This is a genomic window from Belnapia arida (genome assembly GCF_016773205.1).
GTDB lineage: Bacteria > Pseudomonadota > Alphaproteobacteria > Acetobacterales > Acetobacteraceae > Belnapia > Belnapia arida.
In genome coordinates this window covers 166,026-188,087 of the sequence record NZ_JAETWB010000008.1, presented here as the reverse complement: position 1 = coordinate 188,087, position 22,062 = coordinate 166,026, and the positions used below count along the sequence as shown (strand labels likewise).

Annotated in this window: 18 protein-coding genes; 13 read left to right on the top strand and 5 right to left on the bottom strand. The window is 73.1% G+C overall.

Annotated features, from left to right (window positions below; all coding sequences use genetic code 11):
- The first annotated feature begins 368 nt into the window (after positions 1-368).
- The 6 genes from JMJ56_RS17710 (at position 369) to JMJ56_RS17685 (ending at position 10,479) form a co-directional block, all read left to right on the top strand.
- Positions 369-4,493: a rhamnosyltransferase WsaF family glycosyltransferase gene (locus tag JMJ56_RS17710; RefSeq protein ID WP_202833096.1), complete on the top strand. Its 4,125-nt coding sequence runs from the start codon at positions 369-371 to the stop codon at positions 4,491-4,493.
- Positions 4,494-4,495: 2 nt separating this feature from the next.
- Positions 4,496-6,574 carry a glycosyltransferase gene (locus JMJ56_RS17705; RefSeq protein WP_202833095.1) on the top strand — a complete coding sequence of 693 codons (2,079 nt, stop codon included), beginning with the start codon at positions 4,496-4,498 and terminating at the stop codon, positions 6,572-6,574.
- 67 nt (positions 6,575-6,641) lie between these two features.
- The gene (locus JMJ56_RS17700) at positions 6,642-6,800 is read left to right on the top strand and encodes a hypothetical protein (protein WP_202833094.1); all 159 of its coding nucleotides are present in this window, start codon (positions 6,642-6,644) and stop codon (positions 6,798-6,800) included.
- A 12-nt stretch (positions 6,801-6,812) separates the two neighbouring features.
- On the top strand, positions 6,813-7,733 hold the full coding sequence (gene cysD, locus JMJ56_RS17695) for a sulfate adenylyltransferase subunit CysD (RefSeq protein ID WP_202833093.1): 921 nt from the start codon (positions 6,813-6,815) through the stop codon (positions 7,731-7,733).
- Positions 7,733-9,592 carry an adenylyl-sulfate kinase gene (gene cysC, locus JMJ56_RS17690; RefSeq protein WP_202833092.1) on the top strand — a complete coding sequence of 620 codons (1,860 nt, stop codon included), beginning with the start codon at positions 7,733-7,735 and terminating at the stop codon, positions 9,590-9,592. Before cysD ends, cysC begins: the two co-directional genes overlap by 1 nt.
- The gene (locus tag JMJ56_RS17685; protein WP_202833091.1) at positions 9,589-10,479 is read left to right on the top strand and encodes a hypothetical protein; all 891 of its coding nucleotides are present in this window, start codon (positions 9,589-9,591) and stop codon (positions 10,477-10,479) included. The genes cysC and JMJ56_RS17685 overlap by 4 nt, the downstream gene beginning before the upstream one ends.
- On the opposite strand, the gene JMJ56_RS17680 is transcribed toward JMJ56_RS17685, so the two are convergent.
- On the bottom strand, positions 10,442-10,936 hold the full coding sequence (locus tag JMJ56_RS17680; protein WP_236037859.1) for a MaoC family dehydratase: 495 nt from the start codon (positions 10,934-10,936) through the stop codon (positions 10,442-10,444). The genes JMJ56_RS17685 and JMJ56_RS17680 overlap by 38 nt on opposite strands.
- Positions 10,937-11,042: 106 nt before the next feature.
- On the opposite strand from JMJ56_RS17680, the gene JMJ56_RS17675 reads away from it, so the two are divergent.
- Genes JMJ56_RS17675 through JMJ56_RS17665 form a run of 3 tightly spaced genes read left to right on the top strand, consistent with a single transcriptional unit; the run spans position 11,043 to position 13,853 of the window.
- Complete coding sequence (locus JMJ56_RS17675; protein ID WP_202833090.1) at positions 11,043-12,227, top strand: thiolase C-terminal domain-containing protein; 1,185 nt, start codon at positions 11,043-11,045, stop codon at positions 12,225-12,227.
- The gene (locus JMJ56_RS17670; RefSeq protein WP_202833089.1) at positions 12,224-12,661 is read left to right on the top strand and encodes a Zn-ribbon domain-containing OB-fold protein; all 438 of its coding nucleotides are present in this window, start codon (positions 12,224-12,226) and stop codon (positions 12,659-12,661) included. The genes JMJ56_RS17675 and JMJ56_RS17670 overlap by 4 nt, the downstream gene beginning before the upstream one ends.
- A 55-nt stretch (positions 12,662-12,716) precedes the next feature.
- Complete coding sequence (locus tag JMJ56_RS17665) at positions 12,717-13,853, top strand: NAD(P)H-dependent flavin oxidoreductase (RefSeq protein ID WP_202833088.1); 1,137 nt, start codon at positions 12,717-12,719, stop codon at positions 13,851-13,853.
- A 3-nt stretch (positions 13,854-13,856) separates the two neighbouring features.
- On the opposite strand, the gene JMJ56_RS17660 is transcribed toward JMJ56_RS17665, so the two are convergent.
- The gene (locus JMJ56_RS17660; RefSeq protein ID WP_236037857.1) at positions 13,857-15,176 is read right to left on the bottom strand and encodes an LLM class flavin-dependent oxidoreductase; all 1,320 of its coding nucleotides are present in this window, start codon (positions 15,174-15,176) and stop codon (positions 13,857-13,859) included.
- Between the two features lie 142 nt (positions 15,177-15,318).
- Between JMJ56_RS17660 and JMJ56_RS17655 the strand changes: the two genes are divergently transcribed.
- Positions 15,319-16,545 carry a metal-dependent hydrolase family protein gene (locus JMJ56_RS17655; protein ID WP_202833087.1) on the top strand — a complete coding sequence of 409 codons (1,227 nt, stop codon included), beginning with the start codon at positions 15,319-15,321 and terminating at the stop codon, positions 16,543-16,545.
- Positions 16,546-16,592: 47 nt separating this feature from the next.
- Here the strand turns inward: JMJ56_RS17655 and JMJ56_RS17650 are convergent, their stop codons facing one another.
- Both JMJ56_RS17650 and JMJ56_RS17645 read right to left on the bottom strand, forming a co-directional pair.
- The gene (locus JMJ56_RS17650; protein ID WP_144404467.1) at positions 16,593-17,372 is read right to left on the bottom strand and encodes an SDR family NAD(P)-dependent oxidoreductase; all 780 of its coding nucleotides are present in this window, start codon (positions 17,370-17,372) and stop codon (positions 16,593-16,595) included.
- Positions 17,373-17,465: 93 nt separating this feature from the next.
- Positions 17,466-17,816, bottom strand: coding sequence for a winged helix-turn-helix transcriptional regulator (locus JMJ56_RS17645; RefSeq protein ID WP_202833086.1), 351 nt, complete (start codon positions 17,814-17,816; stop codon positions 17,466-17,468).
- A gap of 100 nt (positions 17,817-17,916) precedes the next feature.
- On the opposite strand from JMJ56_RS17645, the gene JMJ56_RS17640 reads away from it, so the two are divergent.
- The 3 genes from JMJ56_RS17640 (at position 17,917) to JMJ56_RS17630 (ending at position 21,126) form a co-directional block, all read left to right on the top strand.
- Positions 17,917-18,930, top strand: a complete 1,014-nt coding sequence (locus tag JMJ56_RS17640) for a zinc-binding alcohol dehydrogenase family protein (RefSeq protein WP_202833085.1) — start codon at positions 17,917-17,919, stop codon at positions 18,928-18,930.
- 97 nt (positions 18,931-19,027) lie between these two features.
- On the top strand, positions 19,028-20,578 hold the full coding sequence (locus JMJ56_RS17635; protein WP_328702411.1) for a L,D-transpeptidase family protein: 1,551 nt from the start codon (positions 19,028-19,030) through the stop codon (positions 20,576-20,578).
- Entirely contained in the window at positions 20,578-21,126 is a 549-nt protein-coding gene (locus tag JMJ56_RS17630) for a DUF882 domain-containing protein (RefSeq protein ID WP_202833084.1), read from the top strand. Before JMJ56_RS17635 ends, JMJ56_RS17630 begins: the two co-directional genes overlap by 1 nt.
- Positions 21,127-21,129: 3 nt before the next feature.
- Here the strand turns inward: JMJ56_RS17630 and mepA are convergent, their stop codons facing one another.
- Positions 21,130-21,966, bottom strand: coding sequence for a penicillin-insensitive murein endopeptidase (gene mepA / locus JMJ56_RS17625; RefSeq protein ID WP_202833083.1), 837 nt, complete (start codon positions 21,964-21,966; stop codon positions 21,130-21,132).
- Between the last annotated feature and the right edge of the window lie 96 nt (positions 21,967-22,062).

The following is a 22,062-nucleotide window of genomic DNA, read 5'->3' as shown; positions in this document are numbered from 1 at the left end:
CCCGGGCGGCCACGCCCGGGGCATGGCCCGCGAGGGCCAGCGGCGCGGCCTCTGCCGCCCCTCCCGTCCTGTCCGGGCTCACCCGCCCCGTTCCCCTGCCGCACCGGAACCTGCCCTGCCCGCGTGATGCCGTGCCACGACCAGGACATGGACGTCACGCTCAAATAACATTCTGTCTGAACGCTGCGCATGCCTTGCCAAAACCCTGGCATTCCAGAAAGCATGTGCTATCATTTTGTAATGATAACGAGCGTGACGGTTCGCCGCCGGGACGGAAACATGCCGCAGCAGCGCAGGCTTCGAGGCGCCCCGGTTGCGCCGCCGTCACCCGTCGGCCACCCGTCCCGGCCTTTCCGCGAGGCGGCCCGATGAATGTTTCCCTTCGCCCCCGCCCGGCGCTCCTGCCGCGGCTGGACGCCCTCTCTCCGCTCACCACCGGCCTCGGCGAGCGGGACGACCTGCTCGCCGCCGAGGTGGAGCGGATCGAAGCCTCCGGCCTGTTCGACGCGCAGTGGTTCGCCGAGCGCCATCCCGAGGCGGCGGGGGACCCGGCCGGCGTGGTCGCCTGGCAACTGCGCGAGGCGCCCTTGCAGCCACCGCACCCGCTTTTCGACGTGGCCCACTACACCGCCGCCAATCCCGGCTGGCAGGAACGCGCGGCGACCCCGCTCGGCCACTACGTCCTGGCCGGCGCTGCTGCCGGCGCCAGCCCGCACCCGCTCTTCGACCCCGCCTGGTACGCCGCCCAGGTTCCCGGCATCCCACCCGCCGGGCTGTTCCACCACTATCTGAGCGAGGGCTTCGCCGCAGGCCTCACGCCCCATCCGGCCTTCGACCCGGACTTCTACCTCGGCCAGGCGCCGGAGCTGCGTGCCGCGCGCGTCAACCCGCTCACCCATTTCGTCGAGGCCGGCTGGGCGCATGGCCTCTCGCCCAACCGCCTGTTCGACGTCTCGTGGTACGCCGCGCGCCACCCGGAGGCCGCCGCCCTCGGCCTCAACCCGCTGGTCCACTTCCTCACCCGCGGCATCGCCGCCGGCGCGGCGCCGCATCCCGGCATCGACCTCGTCGCCTGCGCGGCCGAGTATCCGGAGGCGCCGGCCGAGCCCCTCGCCCTCTACCGCCACCTGCTGACGGACGGCGCCGACCGGATCAGCGACGGCAACCTCGCCGCCGCCCGGGACGCCGCGGCGAGCGCCGCCTCGGCTGCCGCCCCGCCGGCGCCGATCCGGGTGGTCATCGACCTCGAGGATTACGGCACCGAGGCCGGCCCCGCCGACCGTCTGCCGCAGCGCCGCCCGACGCCCGCACCGGCCCCGCTGCTGGCGGCGATCGCCAGCGCCGGCCGCGTTTCCTTCGACATCTGGGACACGCTGCTGCGGCGCGACTGCCACCCCGACGAGATCAAGCTGCAATCCGCCCGTCTGCTGAAGCTGCGCGGCCAGGCCTTCCTGCGCGACCAGGAGGCGACGCCCGCCACGCTGCTGACGCTGCGGCTGGAGGCCGAGGCCGCCGTCGCCCGCGCCGGGCACGAATTCCGCTTCCCCGAGGCGGCCGATGTCTGGCTGTGGCGCGCCCTGGTGCCGAGCACCCCGCCCGCCGCCCTGGCCACACTGCGCCAGGCCCTGCTCGACCACGAATTCGCCGCCGAGCGTCGCGCCACCCGCCCCGACGCCATCGCCCGCGAACTGCTCCGCGCCGCTGCCGGCCGGGCCGGCTACGCCTCCGACTTCTACATGCCGGACGGCTTCATGGACCGGCTGCTGGCCGCGCACGGGATGGATGACGGCTTCCTCTCCCGCCACGTCTCCTGCGACAGCTTCGAGACCAAGCGCGGCGGCCAGCTCTTCCCCCGCATCCTCGCCGAGGCCGGGCTGCCGGCGCAGGAGGTCCTGCATGTCGGCGACAACCTCGAAGCCGATGTCGAGATGCCGCGCCGCCATGGGCTGCGCTCCCTCCGCTACGTCTCGCCCGCCGAGGAGTCGCGCAAAGCCTGGTTCGGCGAGGCCTTCGAGGCGCTGCGCGGCGGCGATGCCGGCCCGCACCACCGCCGCATCCTCGGCCTGCTCGAGGACCTGGCGCGGGCCGCGCCGGATGCCGACACCGCCGCCGGCATCCGCCTCTCCCTCTTCGCCTTCGGCTTCTGCCTGAACGCCGCCGAGGGCGCGCTTGCCGCGGGCGCCGAGACGCTCTGGTTCTTCACCCGCGAGGGTGCCTTCCTGCGCGAGGTCCACGAGGCGATCCGCGCCGCCGACCCCTTCAACCTCGCGCTGCCCGAGAGTAGCCTGCTGGAGGTCAGCCGGCTGGCGACCTTCGGCCCCTCGCTGCCCGAGTTCTCGGCCGAGGCGCTGATGCGGCTCTGGAGCCTCTACGGCACCCAGTCGATGGCCGGCCTCGCCGCCTCGCTCAACCTCGATGCCGCGCTGATGCGCCGGGTCGCGGAGCGGCACGGCCTGGCCGCCGACCGCCCGGTCCGCTACCCCTGGAAGAGCCCCGCGGTGCTGCGCATCCTCGAGGATGCCGAGCTTCGCGCCGCCGCCGGCGAGCGGCTCGGCGGGCAGCGCGCGCTGCTCCGCGCCTATCTCGCCGAGCGCGGCTTCACCCCCGGCGCCACGCCGCGCCACTGCGTCGATATCGGCTGGCGCGGCACCATCCAGGACAACATCGCCCTGGTTTCCGGCGCGCCGACCGTCGGTTGGTATCTCGGCCTCTTCGGCTTCCTTAACCCGCAGCCGCCGCGCAGCCGCAAGCATGGCTGGCTGGGCAACGAGAACCTGCCGGGCCAGGGCTTCGCCCTGGACGAGGTGGCGGGCCTCGAGATGCTGTTCAACGCACCCGGCGGCTCGGTCCGCGACTATGCGGAGGAGGGCGGCCGGGTCGTCGCCCGCCGCGCCCCGATCCCGGGCGAGGAGGCGGTGATCCGCGGCCCGGTCGCCGCCATGCAGCGCGGCATGCTCCAGGCGGTGGCGCCGCTGGCCGACTACATCCGGCTGCACGGCCTGGTCGCCGCCGACCTGCTGCCGCTCGCCCGCCGCCTGGCGCAGAGCCTCGCCGACCGCCCCCCCGTCGCCGACGCCTTCGCCGCGCTGGAGCATGACGAGACCTTCGGCACCGGCCGGAGCGACAAGGTCGGCGGCGCTCCCTTGCCGGCCCGGCTGGAGGGCAAGGCACGCGGCAGGTTGCTGGAGGCGGCCCGCGCCGGCACCACTGGGCTGCGCTGGCCCGCCGCGGCGCTGCGCACCGGCGAGGTCCGCGCCTGGCTGGACGGCATCGGCCCGGCCCGCCGCGCGGCCCTGCCCACCGCCTTCACCCTGGCCCATGGCCCCGCCCTGCTGCGGGGCCCCGGCGACCGCCTCGGCGTCTATGCCCCGGCGCCGATCCGCGGCTCCGGCGGCCACCGCACCCTGTTCAACCTGGCACGGCGGCTCGGGGCGCTCGGCTGGCGGCTCGATGTCTTCCTCGAAGGGGTGGGGGAGGGGGTCGAGGTCGCCGAGCACTATCTCGCCGGCACCAGCGCGGTGATCCACACCCAGTGGCACCGCCACATCGCCTGCGACCTGGCGCTGGCGACCATCGCCCATTCCGCCCGCTTCGTCGCCGAGCTGCCGGAGGCCCGCACCCGCGCCTATCTCGTGCAGGACCTGGAGGCGCTCTTCAACCCGGTGAGCGACGCCTATCTCTGGAACGAGGCGAGCTACACCTACGGCCTGCGCCACATCACCATCGGCCACTGGCTGAGCCACCTGCTGCGCCGCCAATACGCGACGGATGCGGTGCCGGCCGGCCTCGGCTGCGACACCGCTCTCTACCGCCCGCGCCCGGAGATCGCGCGGGAGGAGGCGGTCTGCTTCCTCTACCAGCCGGACAAGCCGCGCCGCACGCCGCAGCACGGCATCCATGCGCTGCGGCTGCTGAAGCAGGCGCGGCCGGACGTCACCATCTACGTCTACGGCTCGGACCTGCCGATCGCGCTCGACTTCCCGGTGGTCAATCTCGGGCTGATGCTCGATCTCGGCCGGCTCGCCGAGCTCTGTGCCCGCTGCAAGGTCGGGCTCTGCATCAGCGCCTCCAACCCCTCGCGCATCCCCTTCGAGATGATGGCGGCGGGCTGCGTGCCGGTCGATCTCTACCGCTACAACAACCTGCTCGACCATCGCGCCGGCACCGCGGTGCTGGCCTTCGACGGCGAGTATTCGCTGGCCCAGGCGATGCAGGCGCTGCTCGACGACCCCGCGGGCTGGGCGCGGCGCTCCGCCGCCTGCATGGAGGATGCCGCCGAGCGCAGCCTGGACTGGGAGGTCGAGGCCGCCGCCAACCATGTGCTGGACCTGGCGCGCGGCCTGCCGGCCTGCCCCGACTGGCCCTGCCCGCCGCCCTATGCCGAGCCGCCGGTCGTCGCCGCGCAGGAGGATCGGCCGGGCGTGCGCGCCTTCCTGCGCTGGCAGGCCGAGCAGGCCGCCACGCGGCCCGGCCCCGCCGGCGAGGGAGGCTGACCATGCCGGACGGTGCAGAGGGCATGGCCCTGCCGTCCCATGGGGCGGAACTGCCGGCCGGGGCCTCCACCGCCTCGCCCGGCGCGATCCTGCGCCTGGCCGACCAGGCCCGCGACGCCGGCCATTGGGCGGAGGCTGCCAGCCTCTATGCCGCGGCGCTCGCCGCCGGGCCCGAGGAGGCCGCCATCCGCATCCAGCTCGGCAACATGCTGAAGGAGGCCGGCCAGCCCCTCCAGGCCGAGGCCGCCTACCGCGCTGCGCTGGCCGCCGCGCCGGACTGCGCCGATGGCTGGCTGCAGCTCGGCCACCTGCTGAAGCGGCTGGGCCGGCGCGAAGCGGCGGCCTCCGCCTACCAGAACGCCCTGGCCCGCGATGCCCTGTCCGGCGACGCAGCGGCCGAGCTGGCCGCGCTCGGCCAGGGCTGGCGGATCGGCGAGGCGCAGGCCGCCGGCCGCTCGCTGCTCTACGAGACCCTGGCCGCGGTGCAGGAGCTGCGCCGCAGCCTCGCCCTGCTGGAGGCCCGGCTGCCCGCCATCGAGAGCCTCGCCGCCGTGCCGCTGCACCGCTTCGACCTCTACGCCGCCCGCTACCGGCCACGCCTGCCGGCCGGCGCCGCACGGGTGCGGCTCGACCTGCTCCTGCTGCCGGGCGAAACGGCGCCGGCCGAGGCGGCAGCGCTGGTCGGCAGCCTGGTCCAGGCGGCCGCCGCCGCTCCCGGCATGCTGCGCCGCCTCGGCCTGGTCACCGCCGACCGCGCGCTGGCCGCCATGGCCGAGCGGCACTTCCGGCCGATCCTCCTCGACCCGAGGGCGCCGCCGGCGCTCTGGCTGCCGGAGGGTGACGTGGCCGACTGGGTGCTGGTGGCGGCCGGCCCGGCCATCCTCTGTGACACGGCGCTCGCCTGGTTCGCCCATGCCGCGGCGCATCTCGGCCCCGACGCCACGGCGCTGATCTGCGACGAGGTGCTGCGCGAGGCCCCCGGCGCGCCGCCGCAGCCGGTCCTGCTGCCCGGCTACGACCCGCGCGCCCTGGCCGCCGCCGGGCTCCGCCCCAGCCTTTTCGCCATCCGCCGCAGCCTGCTGGCCGGGGCCGCCACCGCCGAGGCGCTGCTAGCCGCCGCCGCCGCCGCGGGCCGGGTGATCCATCTGCCGCGGATGCTGGCCGAGCGCCGCCGCCCGCCGGTCCCGCCGGCACCCGCCCCGCGCGGCGCGGTCGCGCCGCTTGCCATCCGCGTCATCGTCCCGACGCGCGAGGCCGGCCCATTGCTGGAGCGCTGCCTCGACGCCGCTTCAGGCCAGGCCGCCCGGCCCGGCCTGCTGCGCTGGACGGTCATCGACAACCGCCCCGAGGACGCACCCGGCCCGGCCACGGCCCGCCCCGGCGCCACCCTGCTGCGGCGGCCGGAAGGCTTCAACTGGTCGGCCTTCAACAACCTGGCGGCCAGGACTGTCGGGGAGGAGCTGCTGCTCTTCCTCAACGACGACGTGGAACTGCTGACCCCCGGCTGGGACCTTGCCCTGGCCGAGGCCTTCGCCGACCCGGAGGTCGCCGCCGCCGGCATGCGCCTCCTCTACCCGGACGGCCGGGTGCAGCATGCCGGCGTGGTGCTCGGCCTGAACGGCCGCACCGAGCACGAGGGCCGCGGCGCCGAGCGCGACGCGCCGGGCCCGCTGCGCCGCTGGGTCAGCCGGCGCCGCGCGGCGGCCGTCACCGGCGCGGCGCTCGCCTGCCGCGCCTCCGCCTTCCGCGACTGCGGCGGCTTCGACGCCGACGAACTGCCGGTCTGGTTCAACGACATCGATTTCTGCCTGAAGCTCCGCGCCGCCGGGCACGAGGTGCTGTTCCTCGGCGATGTCGAGGCGGTGCACCAGGAAAGCCGCAGCCTGCGCAGCGCTTTCGACGACGCGATGCGCGACGCCGCCTGGGGCCAGGCGCTCGGCGTGATGCAGCGGCGCTGGGGCGATGCCTTTACCGAGGACCCGACCCTCAACCCGCATTTCAGCCGCGTCGGCGAGGCCTTCGAGATGATCGCCGAGCCATCGGAGGCACGGGTGCTCGGCTGGCTGCGGGCGCAGGGATGACCAGAGCAGGCACGCCACCCGTCACGCACTTGCAGCCCATTCCAGGACAGGCTGGATCGCGCCACCCATGAAGAACCAATCTTCGAACAACATCCATCACGGCTACGAGGCCGCGCGGGCCGAGGCGGCCACGCAGGATCTCGCGGAAGCTCCGTCCGACGGCTGGGATGCGCCGCCGGCCGCCAGCCGGGCAGGGGCCCCGGCGCCGCGCGGCTCCGCCGCCTGAGGCCACCCCGCCATGGACCTGATCGCGGCCGCACCGCTCACCGCCCATCTCCGCCACCTCGAATCCGAGGCGATCGGCATCATCCGCGAGTGCTTCGCCGCCTTCCGCAAGCCTGTCCTGCTCTACTCCATCGGCAAGGACAGCAGCGTGCTGCTGCATCTGGCGCAGAAGGCCTGCGCGCCCGCCCGCCTGCCGATGCCGCTGCTGCATGTCGACACCGGCTGGAAGTTCCGCGAGATGATCGCCTTCCGCGATCGCACCGCGCGCGAGCACGGCCTCGACCTCATCGTCCACACCAAGCCGGAGGGCCTGCGCCGCGGCATCGGCCCCATCGCCAGCGGCTCCGCCCTCCACACGCGGGTGATGAAGACCGAGGCGCTGCGCCAGGCGCTCGACGCCCACGGCTTCGACGCCGCCCTCGGCGGCGCCCGCCGCGACGAGGAGCGCAGCCGCGCCAAGGAGCGCATCTTCTCCCATCGCGGCCCCGGCCATGCCTGGGACCCACGCGACCAGCGGCCAGAGCTGTGGAGCCTGTTCAACACCCGCCTCGCCGAGGGCGAGAGCATGCGCGTCTTCCCCCTCTCCAACTGGACCGAGCTGGACGTCTGGGACTACATCGAGGCCGAGCGCATCCCCGTCGTCCCGCTCTACTTCGCGGCGCCCCGCCCGGTGGTCCACCGCGCCGGCACCTGGATCATGGTGGATGACGACCGCCTGACCCTCGCCCCGGATGAGCGGCCGGAGCAGCGCTGCGTCCGCTTCCGCACCCTCGGCTGCTACCCGCTCTCCGGCGCCGTCGAGAGCACCGCGACGACGCTCCCCGCCATCATCGCCGAGATGCGCGCCGCCAGCACCAGCGAGCGCCAGGGCCGCCTGATCGACGGCGACGAGGAGGCCTCGATGGAGCGCAAGAAGCGCGAGGGGTATTTCTGATGGCCTTCGACGCCGCCACGCCCAACACCCGCGAGACGCTGCGCTTCCTCGCCTGCGGCTCCGTCGATGACGGCAAGTCGAGCCTCATCGGCCGCCTGCTCTGGGAGACCGGCCAGGTGATGGACGACACGCGGGCCACCCTCGCCCGCGACAGCCGCCGCTTCGGCACCACCGGCGAGGCGCCCGACCTCGCCCTCCTGCTCGACGGGCTGGAGGCCGAGCGCGCCCAGGGCATCACCATCGACGTCGCCTACCGAAGCTTCGCCACCGCCCGCCGCAGCTTCCTCGTCGCCGACACGCCGGGTCACGAGCAGTACACCCGCAACATGGCGACCGGCGCCAGCGGCTGCGACGCCGCCGTGCTGCTGGCCGATGCCCGCCGCGGCCTGCTGGTGCAGACCCGCCGCCACGCCACCATCTGCGCCCTGCTCGGCATCCGCGACCTCGTCCTGGCCGTCAACAAGATGGATCTGGTCGGCTTCGACGAAGCCGCCTTCCACTCCATCGCGGCCGAATTCGCCGCCCTCGCCACCAGCCTCGGCTTCCGCTCCGCCAGCGCCGTGCCGATCTCCGCCCGCCACGGCGACAACGTCACCACCGCCTCCGCCGCCATGCCCTGGCACGACGGCCCGCCGCTGCTGACCCTGCTCGAGGACCTGCCGCTGCAACGCCCGGAACTCGCCGCGGCGCCCCGCCTGCCGGTGCAATGGGTCAACCGCGCCTCGCCCGATTTCCGCGGCCTCTGCGGCACCGTCGCCGCCGGCATCTGGCGGCGCGGCGATGCGATCACCGTCGCCACCACCGGCGCCACCAGCCGCATCGCCCGCATCCTCGGCCCGGATGGCGAGCGCGAGCAGGCCGAGGCCGGCGAGGCCGTCACCCTTCTCCTCGCCGAGGAGATCGACGCCGCCCACGGCGACCTGCTCGCCCCGCCCGACCAGCGGCCGACCGTCGCCAGCCAATTCGCCGCCGACCTCGTCTGGTTCGACGCCGAGCCGCTGCTGCCCGGCCGCGACTACCTGCTGCGCGCCGGCACCGCCTGGACGCCCTGCACCGTCACCCGCATCCGCCACCGCCTCGACATCGCGACCGGCACCACGGAGCCGGCCGACAGCGCGGCGATGAACGAGGTGGTGCTCGCCAACCTCTCCACCTTGCAGCCGCTCGCCTTCGACCCTTACGCCGAATGCCGCCCCACCGGCGGCCTCATCCTGGTGGACCGCACCAGCAACCGCACGGTCGGCGCCGGCATGATCCGCCACGCGCTCCGCCGCGCCGCCAACATCCACCGCCAGGCCGGGCTGGTGACGCCCGCCGCCCGCGCCGCGCTGCTCGGCCAATCGCCCCGCGTCGTCTGGTTCACCGGCCTCTCCGGCTCCGGCAAGTCCACCATTGCCCGCCTCGTGGAACAGCGCCTGCACGCCGCCGGCCGCGCCACCATGCTGCTCGACGGCGACAACCTCCGCCACGGCCTCAACCGCGACCTCGGCTTCACCGAGGCCGACCGCGTCGAGAACATCCGCCGCGCCGGCGAGGCGGCGAAGCTCCTCGCCGAGGCCGGGCTGATCGCCATCTGCGCCTTCATCTCGCCCTTCCGCGCCGACCGGCGCATGGTCCGCGACCTGTTGCCGCCCGGCAGCTTCCTCGAGATCTTCGTCGACGCATCGCTCGCGGACTGCATCCGCCGCGACCCGAAAGGCCTCTACGCCAAGGCCCTTGCCGGCGAGATCCCCAATTTCACCGGCATCGGCAGCGTCTACGAGCCGCCAGAGGCGCCCGAGTTGATCCTGCGCAGCACCCCCGGCACCACGCCGGAGGCGCTCGCCGACGCCGTCCTCGCCCGGCTCGCCGCGCCATGACCGTCCTGCTGCATATCGGCTACCACAAGACCGGCTCGACCGCGATCCAGGAGGCGCTGCCGCACATCGCCCCGCAACTCGCCGAGGCCGGCATCGACATCCCCGCCGGGCTGAGCGGCTGGCTCGGCCACCCGGACCTCGCCTGGGGCTTCGAGGGGCGCGACTACCCCTGGCAGGACCGCCCCTACACCCGCGCGGAAGTCGAGGCCCACTACCGCCCGCTGCTCGACGCCGCCCGGGAAGCCGGCCGCACCATCCTGCTGAGCAGCGAGGAATTCTGCCGCCTCGACTTCAGCCCGGAGCCGCTCGCGGCACTGGCCGCCTTTCTCCGCCCCTACGCCCCGCGCGTGATCGGCCTGGTGCGCGACCCGCTGAGCTTCCTGCTCTCGCGCTGGCGGCACGAGGTGCAGATGGGCGGCGAGGCACGCCCCCTCGCGCAATTCCTCGGCGATGCCGACAACCTGCTCTCGGCCGATTTCGAGCGCCGCACCCAGCTCTGGCGCCAGGCCTTCGGCGCCGGGGCCTGCGCCTTCCACGACTATGAGGCGGTCTGCCTCCCGCATCGCGGCTCCGTCCTGCCCGGCTTCCTCGCCCTGATCGGCGCGCCCCAACTCGCGCCACTGACGGGCATCCCGCCCAGCCGCGAGCGCAAGCTCCACCCGCTGCTCTGCGACGCCATGCGCGGCGTCACGACCTCGGCTCTGCCGGACGAGAAGAAGGCATCGCTCTGCGACCAGCTCTTCGACCTCGGCGACCGCCTGCCGCCCCTGCCGCTGGAGGCGCTGCTGGACGCCCGCCCGCTGCCGGAGGCACTGGCCGCCGTGCTCGCCCATATCCGCTGGGCGATGGTCAACCGGGGCCTGCTGCCGCGCCCCGCTTGCGGATGACGAAGCGCATCGCCCCCTCCAGCACCAGCTCCCGCCGCTGGTTGTGCACCGTGCTCGCCAGCCCGACGACACCGGTCGTCCGCCGCGGCGCCAGCTCCGCCACCGTGAGCGCCGGGTAGAGCGTATCACCGACGAAGACCGGCTTCAGGAACCGGCTGGACTGCTCGAGGAATCCGACCAGCGACTCCTCGACGAGGAAGGGGAAGAGCCCCGCCCCCGGCGCCGTCTGGATCAGCGTCTGCAACCCGTGCGCCAGCATATGCGGCATCCCCCGCGCCCGGCAGTATTCCGCGTCGTAATGCACCGGATGATTGTCCCCGCTCGCCGCCTGGAAGGCGAGGAAGATCGCCTCCGTCATCGTCCGGCTCGGCAGGACGAAGCGCTCGCCGATGGCGAAATCCTCGAACCAGCGCTGCTCCGCCACCATCCGGTGCCGGGCCGGGTCGAAGTCGTTCATGGTGATATTCCCCCCTTCGGAACCGGGCTTGTCCGCGCCGTTCCGGCATGTACAAGATAGCCATGCTTACCATAAGCATGCGAACAATCGAGGGAGGGATGCCGGCATGAGCGAGCGCACATTGCGCGGCAAGGTCGCGATCGCCGGGATCGGCGAGACGACCTACTACAAGCACGGCCAGTCGCCGGACGCCGAGTTCAAGCTGGCGCTGCAGGCCATCGTCAATGCCTGCCGCGACGCCGGCGTCGACCCGCGCGACGTGGACGGCTTCGCCTCCTATGGCGGCGACCGCTCGGACGGCCCGCGCCTCGCCGCAGCCCTCGGCATCCGGGAGCTGCGCTTCTCCAACATGCATTGGGGCGGCGGCGGCGGCGGCGTCGCGGCGGCGGTCGCCAATGCCGGGGCGGCGGTGCATTCCGGCATGGCGAACTGCGTCATCGCCTTCCGCTCCCTGGCGCAAGGCCAGTTCGCTCGCTACGGCCGCGGCAACCAGTCGGCGGCGGCGGGCGGCGACGACGCCTTCCTCGCCCCCTACGGGCTGATGTCCCCCGCCCAGCGCTTCGCCATGAAGATCACCCGCTTCATGACCGAGCACGGCATTCGGCACGAGGCGCTGCGGGCCATCGCCATGGCCTCCTACCACCACGCCCAGAGCAACCCGAACGCGGTGATGCGCGGCCGCCCTCTGAGCGAGGAGAAGTACGACGCCTCGCGCTGGATCATCGAGCCCTTCCACCGCCTGTTCGACTGCTGCCAGGAGAATGACGGCGCCGGCGCCGTGCTCGTCGTCCCCGCCGACCGCGCCCGCGGCCTGCGCCACAAGCCGGTCTACCTGCTCGGCGCCGCCCAGGGCGGCCACCACCGCAGCGCCGCGCCGGTGCACAACGCGCCCGACTACGCCTCCGCCCATTTCAGGACGGTGGCGCGGAACATGTGGGAGATGGCCAAGCTCGGCCCCGCGGATTGCGACGTCGTCCAGGCCTACGAGAACTTCACCGGCGGCGTGCTGCTGAGCCTCGTCGAGCACGGCTTCGTCGACCCGAAGACGGCGAACGAGCAGCTCGTGCTCGACAACCTGCTGGTCTCCGGCGGCCGGATGCCGATGAACACCTCGGGCGGCAACCTCGCCGAATGCTACATGCACGGGCTCGAGATGGTGAACGAGGCGGTACGCCAGCTGCGCGGCACCGCGATCAACCAGGTGAAGGACGCCAAGGTCGTCGCCGTGCTCGGCGGGCCGATGGTGACACCCGTCAGCAGCCTGGTCGTCGGGACGGAGGACACGCTGTGAGCACCCGCTACCTGCCCGAAGGCCTGCCCGCCCCCGCCCAGGAGCCCATCGCCCAACCCTACTGGGAGGGCACCCGCGTTAGCCGCCTCGTCGTGCAGAAATGCAACGGCTGCGGCAAGCACCAATGGGGCCCGGAGTGGATCTGCCACCGCTGCCACTCCTTCGACCTCGGCTGGGCGGAGGTCGCGCCGCGCGGCCGCATCTACAGCTGGCAGCGGCCGCACCACCCGGTGCACCCGGCGTTGAACGGCCACGGCCCCTACCTCGTCGTCCTGGTCGAGCTGCCGGAGGCCGACGGCATCCGCATGGTCGGCAACCTGCTCGGCGACCCGATGCAGGAGGTGACGATCGGCGCCGAGGTCGAGGCCGTCTTCGAGCCGCATGACGCGGCCACGCCGCCCTACACCCTGGTACAGTGGCGCCTGGTCAAGTAGCCGTCACCCCGAAGAGCGGCAGAAGCCGTCCGGGAGAGAAAGGGAGGACACCACCATGAACACCCGCCTCTGCCGCATGCTTGGCATCGGCTTCCCGTTGCTCGCCTTCAGCCATTGCCGCGACGTGGTGGCGGCGGTCAGCAAGGCCGGCGGCTTCGGCGTCTTCGGCGCCGCCAGCATGACGCCGGAGGAGCTGGAGACGGCGCTCCGCTGGATCGACGCCGAGGTCGATGGCCGCCCCTACGGCGTCGACCTGCTGATCCCCGAGAACCTCGCCATCCGCACCGAGGGCGGAGCCGGCAGCGCCACCCTCCTCGCGCAGATCCCCCCGCAGCACCGCGCCTTCGTGCAGGACCTGCTGCGCCGCCACGGCATCGACCCGGACGGCCCGGTCGGCGACCGCCACCGCGGCGCCCCGGACCGCCCCGCCCCCTACCAGCGCGAGAGCGGCGAGCGGCTGATGGAAGTGGCCTTCCGCCACCCCATCCGGTTGATCGCCAACGCCCTCGGCGTCCCGCCCGCCTCCATGCTGGAGCGCGCCCGCACGGCCGGCATCCCCTGCGCCGCCCTCGTCGGCGCCCGCGAGCATGCCGAGCGCCAGGTCGAAGCCGGCGTCGACATCCTCGTCGCCCAGGGCGGCGAAGCCGGCGGCCATTGCGGCGAGGTCTCCACCATGGTCCTGCTGCCCGAGGTCCTGCGCGTCGCCGGCAGCACACCCGTGCTCGCGGCTGGCGGCATCATGACGGGGCGGCAGATGGCCGGCTGCATGGCGATGGGCGCCGCCGGCGTCTGGACCGGCTCCGTCTGGCTGGCGACGGCCGAGGCCGAGACCTCTCCCGTCTTCCGCGAGAAGATGGTCGCCGCCCGCTCGCGCGACACCATCCGCTCCCGCGGCCGCACCGGCAAGCCGGCCCGCCAGCTCCGCTCCGCCTGGACCGAGGCCTGGGAGGGCCCCGGCAGCCCGGGGATGCTGCCGATGCCGCTCCAGGGCCTCGTCAGCGAGCCCGCCATGGCCCGCATCAACCAGGCGGCCGAGGGCGGCAACGCGGCGGCGCGTGGCCTGGTCAGCTACTTCGTCGGCCAGGGCGTCGGGCTGGTGGAGGGCGTGCAGTCCTGCCGCGGCGTCGTCCAGTCCTTCATGCAGGAATTCGCCGAGGCGCTGGAGGACATGCAATCCCTCACCGCGGAATAGCGGCTACTGGCGCCGATGCCCCGGCCGCTCCAGCCCGACATTCTCCCGGAGCGTCCGCCCGCGCCATTCCCGCTTCACCAGCCCGCGCCGCTGCAGCTCCGGCACCACCTTCTCGATGAAATCCGCCATCCCGCGCGGCAGCAGGCTGAAGGTCAGCATGAAACCGTCCGCCGCCCCGCTGGTGAACCATTCCTCCATATGGTCCGCCACCTGCTTCGGCGTCCCGCGGATGGTCCTGTTTCCCCGCTCGTAGCGCATGTAGAGCTGCCGCAAGGTCAGCCCCTCGCGGATCATCCCGAGGATATGCTCGAAATAGGCCTTGTGCAGATTGGCCGAGGCCGGGATGCGCTCCGGCGGAATCGGCTCATCCAGCGGCAGCCCCGAGAGATCGGCCTCCAGGTCCATCCCCAGCCGCATCCGCCCCACATCCGGGTGAATCAGCGCCTGAAGCGTCTGGTACGTGTCCTCCGCCTCCTGCTCGCTGTCGGCGACGATGGCTGGCAGCCCGGCCAGCACCTTCAGCGCCTCCGGCGGCCGCCCGTGGCGCGCCATCCGCCCCTTGAGGTCGGCGTAGAAGCGCTGCCCCGCCTCCAGCGTGCTGTCCGAGGCGAAGACCAGCTCCGCCGTCTCCGCCGCGAATTCCCGCCCGGTATCCGAGGCCCCTGCCTGGATGATGACCGGCTGCCCCTGCGGCACCCGCTCGATGTTGAGCGCCCCGTTCACCCGGAAATGCCGTCCCTCATGCGCCACCGGATGCTGCTTCGCGGGGTCGAAGAACAGCCCGCTCTCCCGGTCCCGCAGGAAGGCCCCATCCTCCCACGTATCCCAAAGCTTCCGGACCACATCCACGAACTCCCGCGCCCGCTCATACCGGTCCCCATGCGGCGGCAGCCGGTCGAGCCCGAAATTCCGCGCCGCGAAGTCGTTCGCCGAGGTGACGACGTTCCACGCCGCCCGCCCGCCGCTGATATGGTCGAGCGAGGCGAATTGCCGCGCGACGTTGTACGGCTCGAAGAAGCTCGTGCTCGCCGTTCCGCCGAGGCCGATATAGGTCGTCGCCCCAGCCAGCGCCGCGAGCAAGGTCAGCGGCTCGAACACGTTCATGAACAGCGGAAACCGCGCGTAGGCCTCGAGCTGGCTGGTCCGCGCCGCCGGCGTATCGGCGATGAAGAACAGGTCGAACATCCCCCGCTCCGCAAGCCGCGCCATGTCGCGGTAGTAGCCGATATCCATCGACGCCCCCGGATACGCCGAAGGGTGCAGCCAGGAGGCCGGATGCGATCCGGTCGGATGCACCAGCGTCGCCAGCGCCATGGTCGCCATGTCGAACCCCCTCTCTTCCGCGCGTCGACCTTAGCCGCCCGCCGCGCGAAATCTACCCGACCGCCAACATCGAAAAACCCGCTTGAATCTTCGCCTCCCCCGGCCTTCTGTCGCCGCCAAACGACGCAGACAGGATCGCCCCATGCCCAGCCTCTTCCTCGCCCAGGCCCGCATCGTCGACGGTACCGCCCCCGAGCCGTCCGATCCGCAGGGCGTGGTGATCGAGCAGGGCCGCATCCGCGAGGTCTCCACCACCGCCCGCGCCCCCGCCGGCGCCGAGACCATCGATCTCGCCGGCAAGATCCTGATGCCCGGCCTGATCGACGCCCATGTCCATGTCGTCGCCGTCGATGCCAGCCTCGCCCGCTGCGCCGCCATGCCGGACAGCCTGGTCATGGCCCGCTCCATCCGCCTGATGGGCGAGATGCTGATGCGCGGCTTCACTACGCTCCGCGATGTCGGCGGCGCCGACCACGGCCAGGTCGCCGCCATCGAGGAGGGCACGGTCCTCGCCCCGCGCCTCGTCATTGCCGGCAAGGCGCTGAGCCAGACCGGCGGCCATTGCGACTTCCGCGGCCGCTACGACGCCAACCCGCCCGACTACGCCCGCCGCCTCGGCGCCCTCGGCCGGCTCTGCGACGGCGTCCCCGCCATCCGCCAGGCCGCCCGCGAGGAGATCAAGGCCGGCGCCCGCTTCATCAAGATCATGGCCAATGGCGGCGTCGCCTCGCCGACCGACCCGATCCACTTCCTCGGCTTCTCCCGCGAGGAGCTGCTGGCCGTCGTCGAGGAGGCGGAGAATGCCGGCACCTATGTCTCCGCCCATCTCTACACGGATGCGGCGATCCGCCGCGCCGTCGAATGCGGCGTCCGCTCGCTCGAGCACTGCAACCTCATCCAGGCCGAGACCGCCCGCTTCGCCGCCTCGCGCGGCGCCGTCGCCGTGCCGACGCTCGTCACCTACGACAAGCTCTCGGAGGAAGGCGAAGCCCTCGGCATCGGCGCGGACTCCCTCGGCAAGATCGACGACGTCCGCCTCTCCGGCATGGAGTCGATCTCGATCATGCACGAGGCCGGCCTGCCCATGGCCTATGGCACGGACCTGCTCGGCCCCATGCACCGCCACCAGTCGGAGGAATTCACCATCCGCGGCCGCGTCCTCCCGGCCCAGTCGGTCATCGCCTCCGCCACCCACATCGCCGCGAAGCTGCTCTGCATGGAAGGCGAGATCGGCTGCATCGCCCCCGGTGCCCATGCCGACCTCATTGCGGTGGATGGCAATCCGCTCCAGGACCTCAGCCTGCTGACCGCCCAGGGCCGCCACATGCCGCTCATCATGAAAGGCGGCGAGGTAGTGAAGCACGCCTGACCCTGAAGGGCCCCCGCGGCGCCGCGCAGCGGCGTCGTTGGGAGTTCCTAGACGTGCTGCCCGCCATTGATGTGGATCTCGGCGCCGTTGACGTAGGACGACGCATCCGAGCACAGGAAGTAGATCGCCTTCGCCACCTCGGCCGGCTTGCCCAGGCGCCGCATCGGAATCTGCTCCTCGACGATCTTCTCCGTCCCCGGCGACAGGATCGAGGTATCGATCTCCCCCGGCGAGATCGCGTTCACCCGGATGCCGAGCGGCCCGAAGTCGTGCGCCATCTCGCGCGTCAGCGACATCAGCGCCGCCTTCGAGGTCGCATAGGCCGCCCCGGCGAAGGGATGCACCTTGCTCCCGGCGATGGAGGTGACGTTCACCACCGCCCCCTTGGTCTTCTGCAGCTCCTCCACCAGCCCGCGCGCCAGCATGATCGAGGAGAAGAAATTCACCTGGAACACCCACTTCCAGTCGTCGATCGCCGTATCCATCGTGCCGAGCCGCGCCCCGTCCGCCCCCTTCGGCGAGATGCCGGCATTGTTGACCAGCGCGTCCAGCCGCCCGCCATCCGGGATCAGCCGCTCGCGGATTTCCTCGATCGCCCGCACCGTGTCGCCCGCATCCGAGAGATCGGCCTGGATATGATCCTCCGGCCCCATCTCCCAGGGGCATTCCTCGGGGAAGGGCTGGCGCGAGACGGTGACGACGCGCCACCCGGCGGCCGAGAAGACCTTGACGGTGGCATGGCCGATGCCGCGCGAGGCGCCGGTCAGCAGCAGCACGCGCCGACTCTGATTGGGCGTGTGGCGGACCACGGGGGTTGGCATCGACATCGGGGGAACTCTCTCTGCGGGTCCAGGGCGCAGGCTACGCCGCCCGGCCCGCTTCGGCCAGCAGCTTGCCGGCAGGGGAGGGGGCTCGCGCCCCTACTCCGCCGCCTGCGGCATCTGCCGCGCCGCCATCCAGGCCTCGCCCCAGCGCATCAGCGCCAGCAGCACCGGCTCCAGGCTCCGCCCCTCGGCGGTGAGGCTGTACTCCACCCGTGGCGGCACCTCGGCATAGACGGTCCGCAGCACCAGCCCCGCTTCCTCCAGCTCCCGCAGCTGCTTCACCAGCATCCGCTGCGTCACTCCGCCCAGCTTCCGCCGCAGCGCGTTGAAGCGCAGCGTCCCGTCGAGCAGGTGGTAGAGGATGACCCCCTTCCACTTGCCGTCGATCAGGTCGAGCGCCGCCTCGACCGGGCAGCCGGGGGCGCAGTCATAGCGTTTCCGCTTCATCGGGGGTGGTATCCGAACGGGTACTATGTGCCGAATTATGCCGTATCGCGCGGCGCCGCACCACGCCCCATCCTCCGCCACCCATTCAGGAGATCCGGCGATGTTCGCCATCGGCTACCGCACCCCATCCCCCATCACCGCCCCCGACGCCCTGATCGAATTGGACCTGCCCAAGCCCACCCCCGGCCCGCGTGACCTGCTCGTCGCCGTCGAGGCCGTCTCGGTGAACCCGGTCGACGTCAAGCGCCGCGCCGCCGCCGCCCCGCCCCCCGGCGAGGCCCGCGTGCTCGGCTTCGACGCCGCCGGCACCGTCGAGGCGGTCGGCGCCGAGGTCACGCTCTTCCGCCCCGGCGACCAGGTCTTCTACGCCGGCGCCATCGACCGCCCCGGCAGCAACGCCACCCACCAGCTCGTCGACGAGCGCATCGTGGGCCCCAAGCCCCGCAGCCTCGGCTTCGCCGAAGCCGCCGCCCTGCCGCTCACCGCCATCACCGCCTGGGAGCTGCTCTTCGACCGCCTCGGCATCTCCCGCGATGGCGGCGAAGGCCAGAGCCTCCTCATCGTCAACGGCGCCGGCGGCGTCGGCTCCATCCTGACGCAGATCGCCCGCCGGCTCACCCGGCTGACGGTCATCGCCACCGCCTCCCGCCCCGAGACCGCCGACTGGTGCCGTGCGATGGGCGCCCACCACGTCATCGACCACCGCCGGCCGCTGGACGAGGGCCTCGCCGCCATCGGCCTTCCCGCCGTCAGCCATATCGCCAGCCTGACCGCGACCGACCGCCATTGGCCCGCCATCGAGCGCGCCATCGCCCCGCAGGGCCACGTCGCCATCATCGACGACCCGCAGAGCCTCGACATCGTCCCCTTCAAGCGGAAGAGCGTCTCCCTGCACTGGGAGCTGATGTTCACCCGCTCCCTCTTCGGCACGCCCGACATGGCCGAGCAGCACCGCCTGCTGGCGGAAGTCTCCCGTCTGGTCGATGCCGGCACGCTGCGGACGACGATGACCCATCACGGCGGTCGCATCGACGCCGCCAGCCTCCGCGCCCTGCACACACTGGTCGAGAGCGGGCGGAGCATCGGCAAGGCGGTGCTGGCCGGCTTCGGGTGAGGCCCTCACGTCACGGTTGAGCGACCCTTCGGCCGGACCGACCTCGCGGCGCGTGGAAGCCTTGGCGGGCTGCCGCGCGCATGTGTAACTAGGCGGCGTGCGCGCAATCCTCCTCTTGGCCTGCCTTGGCGGCCTGACCCTCGCCGCCCCGATCTTCTCCACCCCGGGCCTCGCCACCCGTCCGGCCGGGCCCATGGTCGTCGCCCAGGCTGCGCCCAGCCCCGCCCTGCTCCGCCTGGCCGACCGCCTCCGCCGGCTGGAGGAGGACGGGCTGGACCCCCGCGCCTATGCCATCCCCGCCGATGCCGAGGCCGAACGCGACCCCGCCGCCTGGCAAGCCAGCCTGCTCCGCGCCTCCATCGCCGTCCTGACGGACCTGCTGCACGGCCGCGTCCATGACCTGCCCAATCGCCCCGACCTCCGGCGCGACACGGCCGCCCTCCCGCTCAGCCCCTGGCTGACGCAACTCCAGGCCTCGCCCGACCCCGCCACGCTGATCGACCGCGCCGCCCTCCTCGCGCCGGAGGCCGCCGCGCTGAAGCGCGCGCTCGCCGCCGCCCGCGCCCGCGTCGCCGCCGGCGGCTTCCCCCCGGTGCCGCCCACCCCCGGCACGGACGCGCTGGAGCCCGGCGCGACCGACCCGCTCCGCGTCCCGGCGCTGCGCGCCCGCCTGGCGATGACCGACCCGCTGCTCGCCGCCAATCCCGGCGCCGGCGACACCTATGACGAGCCCCTGGTCGCCGCCGCCCGCCGCTTCCAGGCCGGCGAGGGGCTGGAGGCCGATGGCCGCATCGGCCGCCTCAGCTTCGCCGCCCTCAACCGCCCCGCCGAGGCGGCAGTCCGCCAGCTCCGCGTCGCCCTCGACATGCGCCGCGCCGCTGCCCCGCCCCCGGCCGAGCGGCATATCGAGGTCAACATCCCCTTCCAGTGGTTCACCCTGTCGGAAGGCAACCGGACCCTGCTGGAGATGGCGGTGATCGTCGGCAAGCCCGCCCGGGCCACGCCGATGCTGCTGGTCCGGCTCAACGCCGTGCAGTTCAACCCGCAATGGGGCGTGCCCGAGCGCAACGCCCGCGAGGACCTGTTGCCCCGCTTCCGCCGCGACCCGCGCGCCATGATGGAGAAGGGCTTTCGCGTCTACAGCTATGTCGACGGCCAGCGGGTGGAGGTCGACCCCACCACCATCAACTGGGCTGCGATCAATCCGCAACGTTTTCCTTATGTCATCCGGCAGGACGCCGGCGATATCAACGCCCTCGGCCGCATCAAATTCATCATGCCGAACACCGAGGACATCTACATGCACGACACGCCCGATCGGCACCTGTTCCGCCGCCCCGACCGGGCCTTCTCCTCCGGCTGCATCCGCCTGGAGAAGCCGATGGAGCTGCTGGACGTGGTGCTGCAAGGCGCCCCCGGCTGGGACCGTGCCCGTGCCGACCGCGTGCTCGCCAGCCGCGTCACCACCGGCCTCGCCCTGCCGCGCAGCATTCCCGTCCGCCTGCACTACGCCACGGCGCGGGTGGAGGGCGGCCAGGTCCGCCTCCGCCCCGACATCTACGGGCTGGACGAGGCCTATGCCCGCGCCCTCGATGCCGGGCGCAGCCGGGTCGCCAACGCCTCCCCGGTCAACGCCGGCCTCCGCTGATGGACTGCTCCTGCTGTACCCGCCGCGGCCTCGTCCGCGGCGCCCTCGGCCTTGGCCTTGCCTGCACCGGAATCGCCGTCGCCCCGGCCCAGGTCCTCGGCGGCGCCCCCCGCAGCCTCGCCATCCAGCGCGTGCAGACCGGCGAGAGCTTCGAGGGCGCCTACTGGCGCGACGGCCGCTACGACCGCGAGGCGCTGCAGCAGCTCGACTGGCTGCTCCGCGACCCCTCCATGGAGGAGGCGACGCCGATGGACCCCCGGCTCTTCGACGTCCTCGCCGTCATCGCCCGGCAGATGGAGGCGACCGAGGGCTACCAGGTCATCAGCGGCTACCGCGCGCCCGAGACCAACGCCGCCCGCGCCCGCGAGTCCCGCCGCGTCTCCCGCGCCAGCCTGCACATGTCGGGCATGGCCGCCGATGTCCGCCTGGTCGGCCGCGAAAGCCTCGGCATGGCGAGGCTCGCCGCCGAGATGCAGCTCGGCGGCGTCGGCCTCTACCGCCGCGACGGCTTCGTCCACCTGGACTGCGGCCCGATCCGCCGCTGGTGAGGCTCAGGGGGTGCCCAGCACCCCCGCGCAGGCCTGCGGCATCTGCGGCGCCGGCCCCGGCGGCCGCGGCACCGGCCGCCGCGCCTCCGGCGTCAGCCACCAGGCGAGCGACGCATCGCAGCCATCGCCCGCCGGCGGCGGCGCCTGCTCGCGGCACTCCGCCTGCCCGGCCGGGCAGCGCAGCCGCACGTGCATATGGCTGTCATGCCCCCGCCAGGGCCGCACGCGCTGCAGCCAGGCCGCCCCCGCGTCGGTCCGGCACAGCTCCCGCTTGATCACATGGTTGACCAGCACCCGGTCCACCCCCGGCTGCTCCGCCGCCAGCCGGATCAGCGCCGCATGCCGCGGCCGCCAGACGCGGAGGTCGACCCCGCTCTCATCCGGCAGCACCAGCGAGGGCACGCTGATATCCTCCCGCGCCGCCGCCGGCACGGCGGGCTTCGGCGAGAGTTCCAGCCAGACATCGACATCGAGTCCCGTCTGATGGCTCGCATGCCCATAGGGCAGGGGCCCGCCCCGCGGTTGCCCCATATCGCCGATCCAGAGCACCGGAAAACCTTGGCCCTGGGCCTCTGCCGTGAACCGCTCGACGAAGCGGACCAGGGCCGGATGCCCCCAATGCCGGTTGCGCGAGACCCGGACGGCCTGCCATCCCGGCCCCTCCACCGGCAGCGCCACGGCGCCGGCAATGCAGCCGAGACCCGTGCCGCCGACGATCCGCGCCGGCCCTGGCGCCGGCACTTTCGCCGCCGCCCAGGCCGCCGGCTGATCGATCCTCTCCGCTGCCGCCGGCGTAAGCGCCGCCAGCAGCATCACCACCCCCCAACGCCAGCCCCGCATCGTCCCGGCCCCTGCACCCCGCGGCAGCATACCGCAAGGATGCGTCCCGCAGCCTTGCCGCGGGACGCTCGCCGAAGCCTAGGGCCCCAGGTGCCC

What these genes read in the sequence shown, in the direction of transcription:
- JMJ56_RS17710 (WP_202833096.1), top strand. Translation starts at nt 369, where the DNA reads ATGAATGTTTCCCTTCGCCCCCGCCCGGCGCTCCTGCCGCGGCTGGAC.
- JMJ56_RS17705 (WP_202833095.1), top strand. Translation starts at nt 4,496, where the DNA reads ATGCCGGACGGTGCAGAGGGCATGGCCCTGCCGTCCCATGGGGCGGAA.
- JMJ56_RS17700 (WP_202833094.1), top strand. Translation starts at nt 6,642, where the DNA reads ATGAAGAACCAATCTTCGAACAACATCCATCACGGCTACGAGGCCGCG.
- cysD (WP_202833093.1), top strand. Translation starts at nt 6,813, where the DNA reads ATGGACCTGATCGCGGCCGCACCGCTCACCGCCCATCTCCGCCACCTC.
- cysC (WP_202833092.1), top strand. Translation starts at nt 7,733, where the DNA reads ATGGCCTTCGACGCCGCCACGCCCAACACCCGCGAGACGCTGCGCTTC.
- JMJ56_RS17685 (WP_202833091.1), top strand. Translation starts at nt 9,589, where the DNA reads ATGACCGTCCTGCTGCATATCGGCTACCACAAGACCGGCTCGACCGCG.
- JMJ56_RS17680 (WP_236037859.1), bottom strand. Translation starts at nt 10,936, where the DNA reads ATGAACGACTTCGACCCGGCCCGGCACCGGATGGTGGCGGAGCAGCGC.
- JMJ56_RS17675 (WP_202833090.1), top strand. Translation starts at nt 11,043, where the DNA reads ATGAGCGAGCGCACATTGCGCGGCAAGGTCGCGATCGCCGGGATCGGC.
- JMJ56_RS17665 (WP_202833088.1), top strand. Translation starts at nt 12,717, where the DNA reads ATGAACACCCGCCTCTGCCGCATGCTTGGCATCGGCTTCCCGTTGCTC.
- JMJ56_RS17660 (WP_236037857.1), bottom strand. Translation starts at nt 15,176, where the DNA reads ATGGCGACCATGGCGCTGGCGACGCTGGTGCATCCGACCGGATCGCAT.
- JMJ56_RS17655 (WP_202833087.1), top strand. Translation starts at nt 15,319, where the DNA reads ATGCCCAGCCTCTTCCTCGCCCAGGCCCGCATCGTCGACGGTACCGCC.
- JMJ56_RS17650 (WP_144404467.1), bottom strand. Translation starts at nt 17,372, where the DNA reads ATGTCGATGCCAACCCCCGTGGTCCGCCACACGCCCAATCAGAGTCGG.
- JMJ56_RS17645 (WP_202833086.1), bottom strand. Translation starts at nt 17,816, where the DNA reads ATGAAGCGGAAACGCTATGACTGCGCCCCCGGCTGCCCGGTCGAGGCG.
- JMJ56_RS17640 (WP_202833085.1), top strand. Translation starts at nt 17,917, where the DNA reads ATGTTCGCCATCGGCTACCGCACCCCATCCCCCATCACCGCCCCCGAC.
- JMJ56_RS17630 (WP_202833084.1), top strand. Translation starts at nt 20,578, where the DNA reads ATGGACTGCTCCTGCTGTACCCGCCGCGGCCTCGTCCGCGGCGCCCTC.
- mepA (WP_202833083.1), bottom strand. Translation starts at nt 21,966, where the DNA reads ATGCGGGGCTGGCGTTGGGGGGTGGTGATGCTGCTGGCGGCGCTTACG.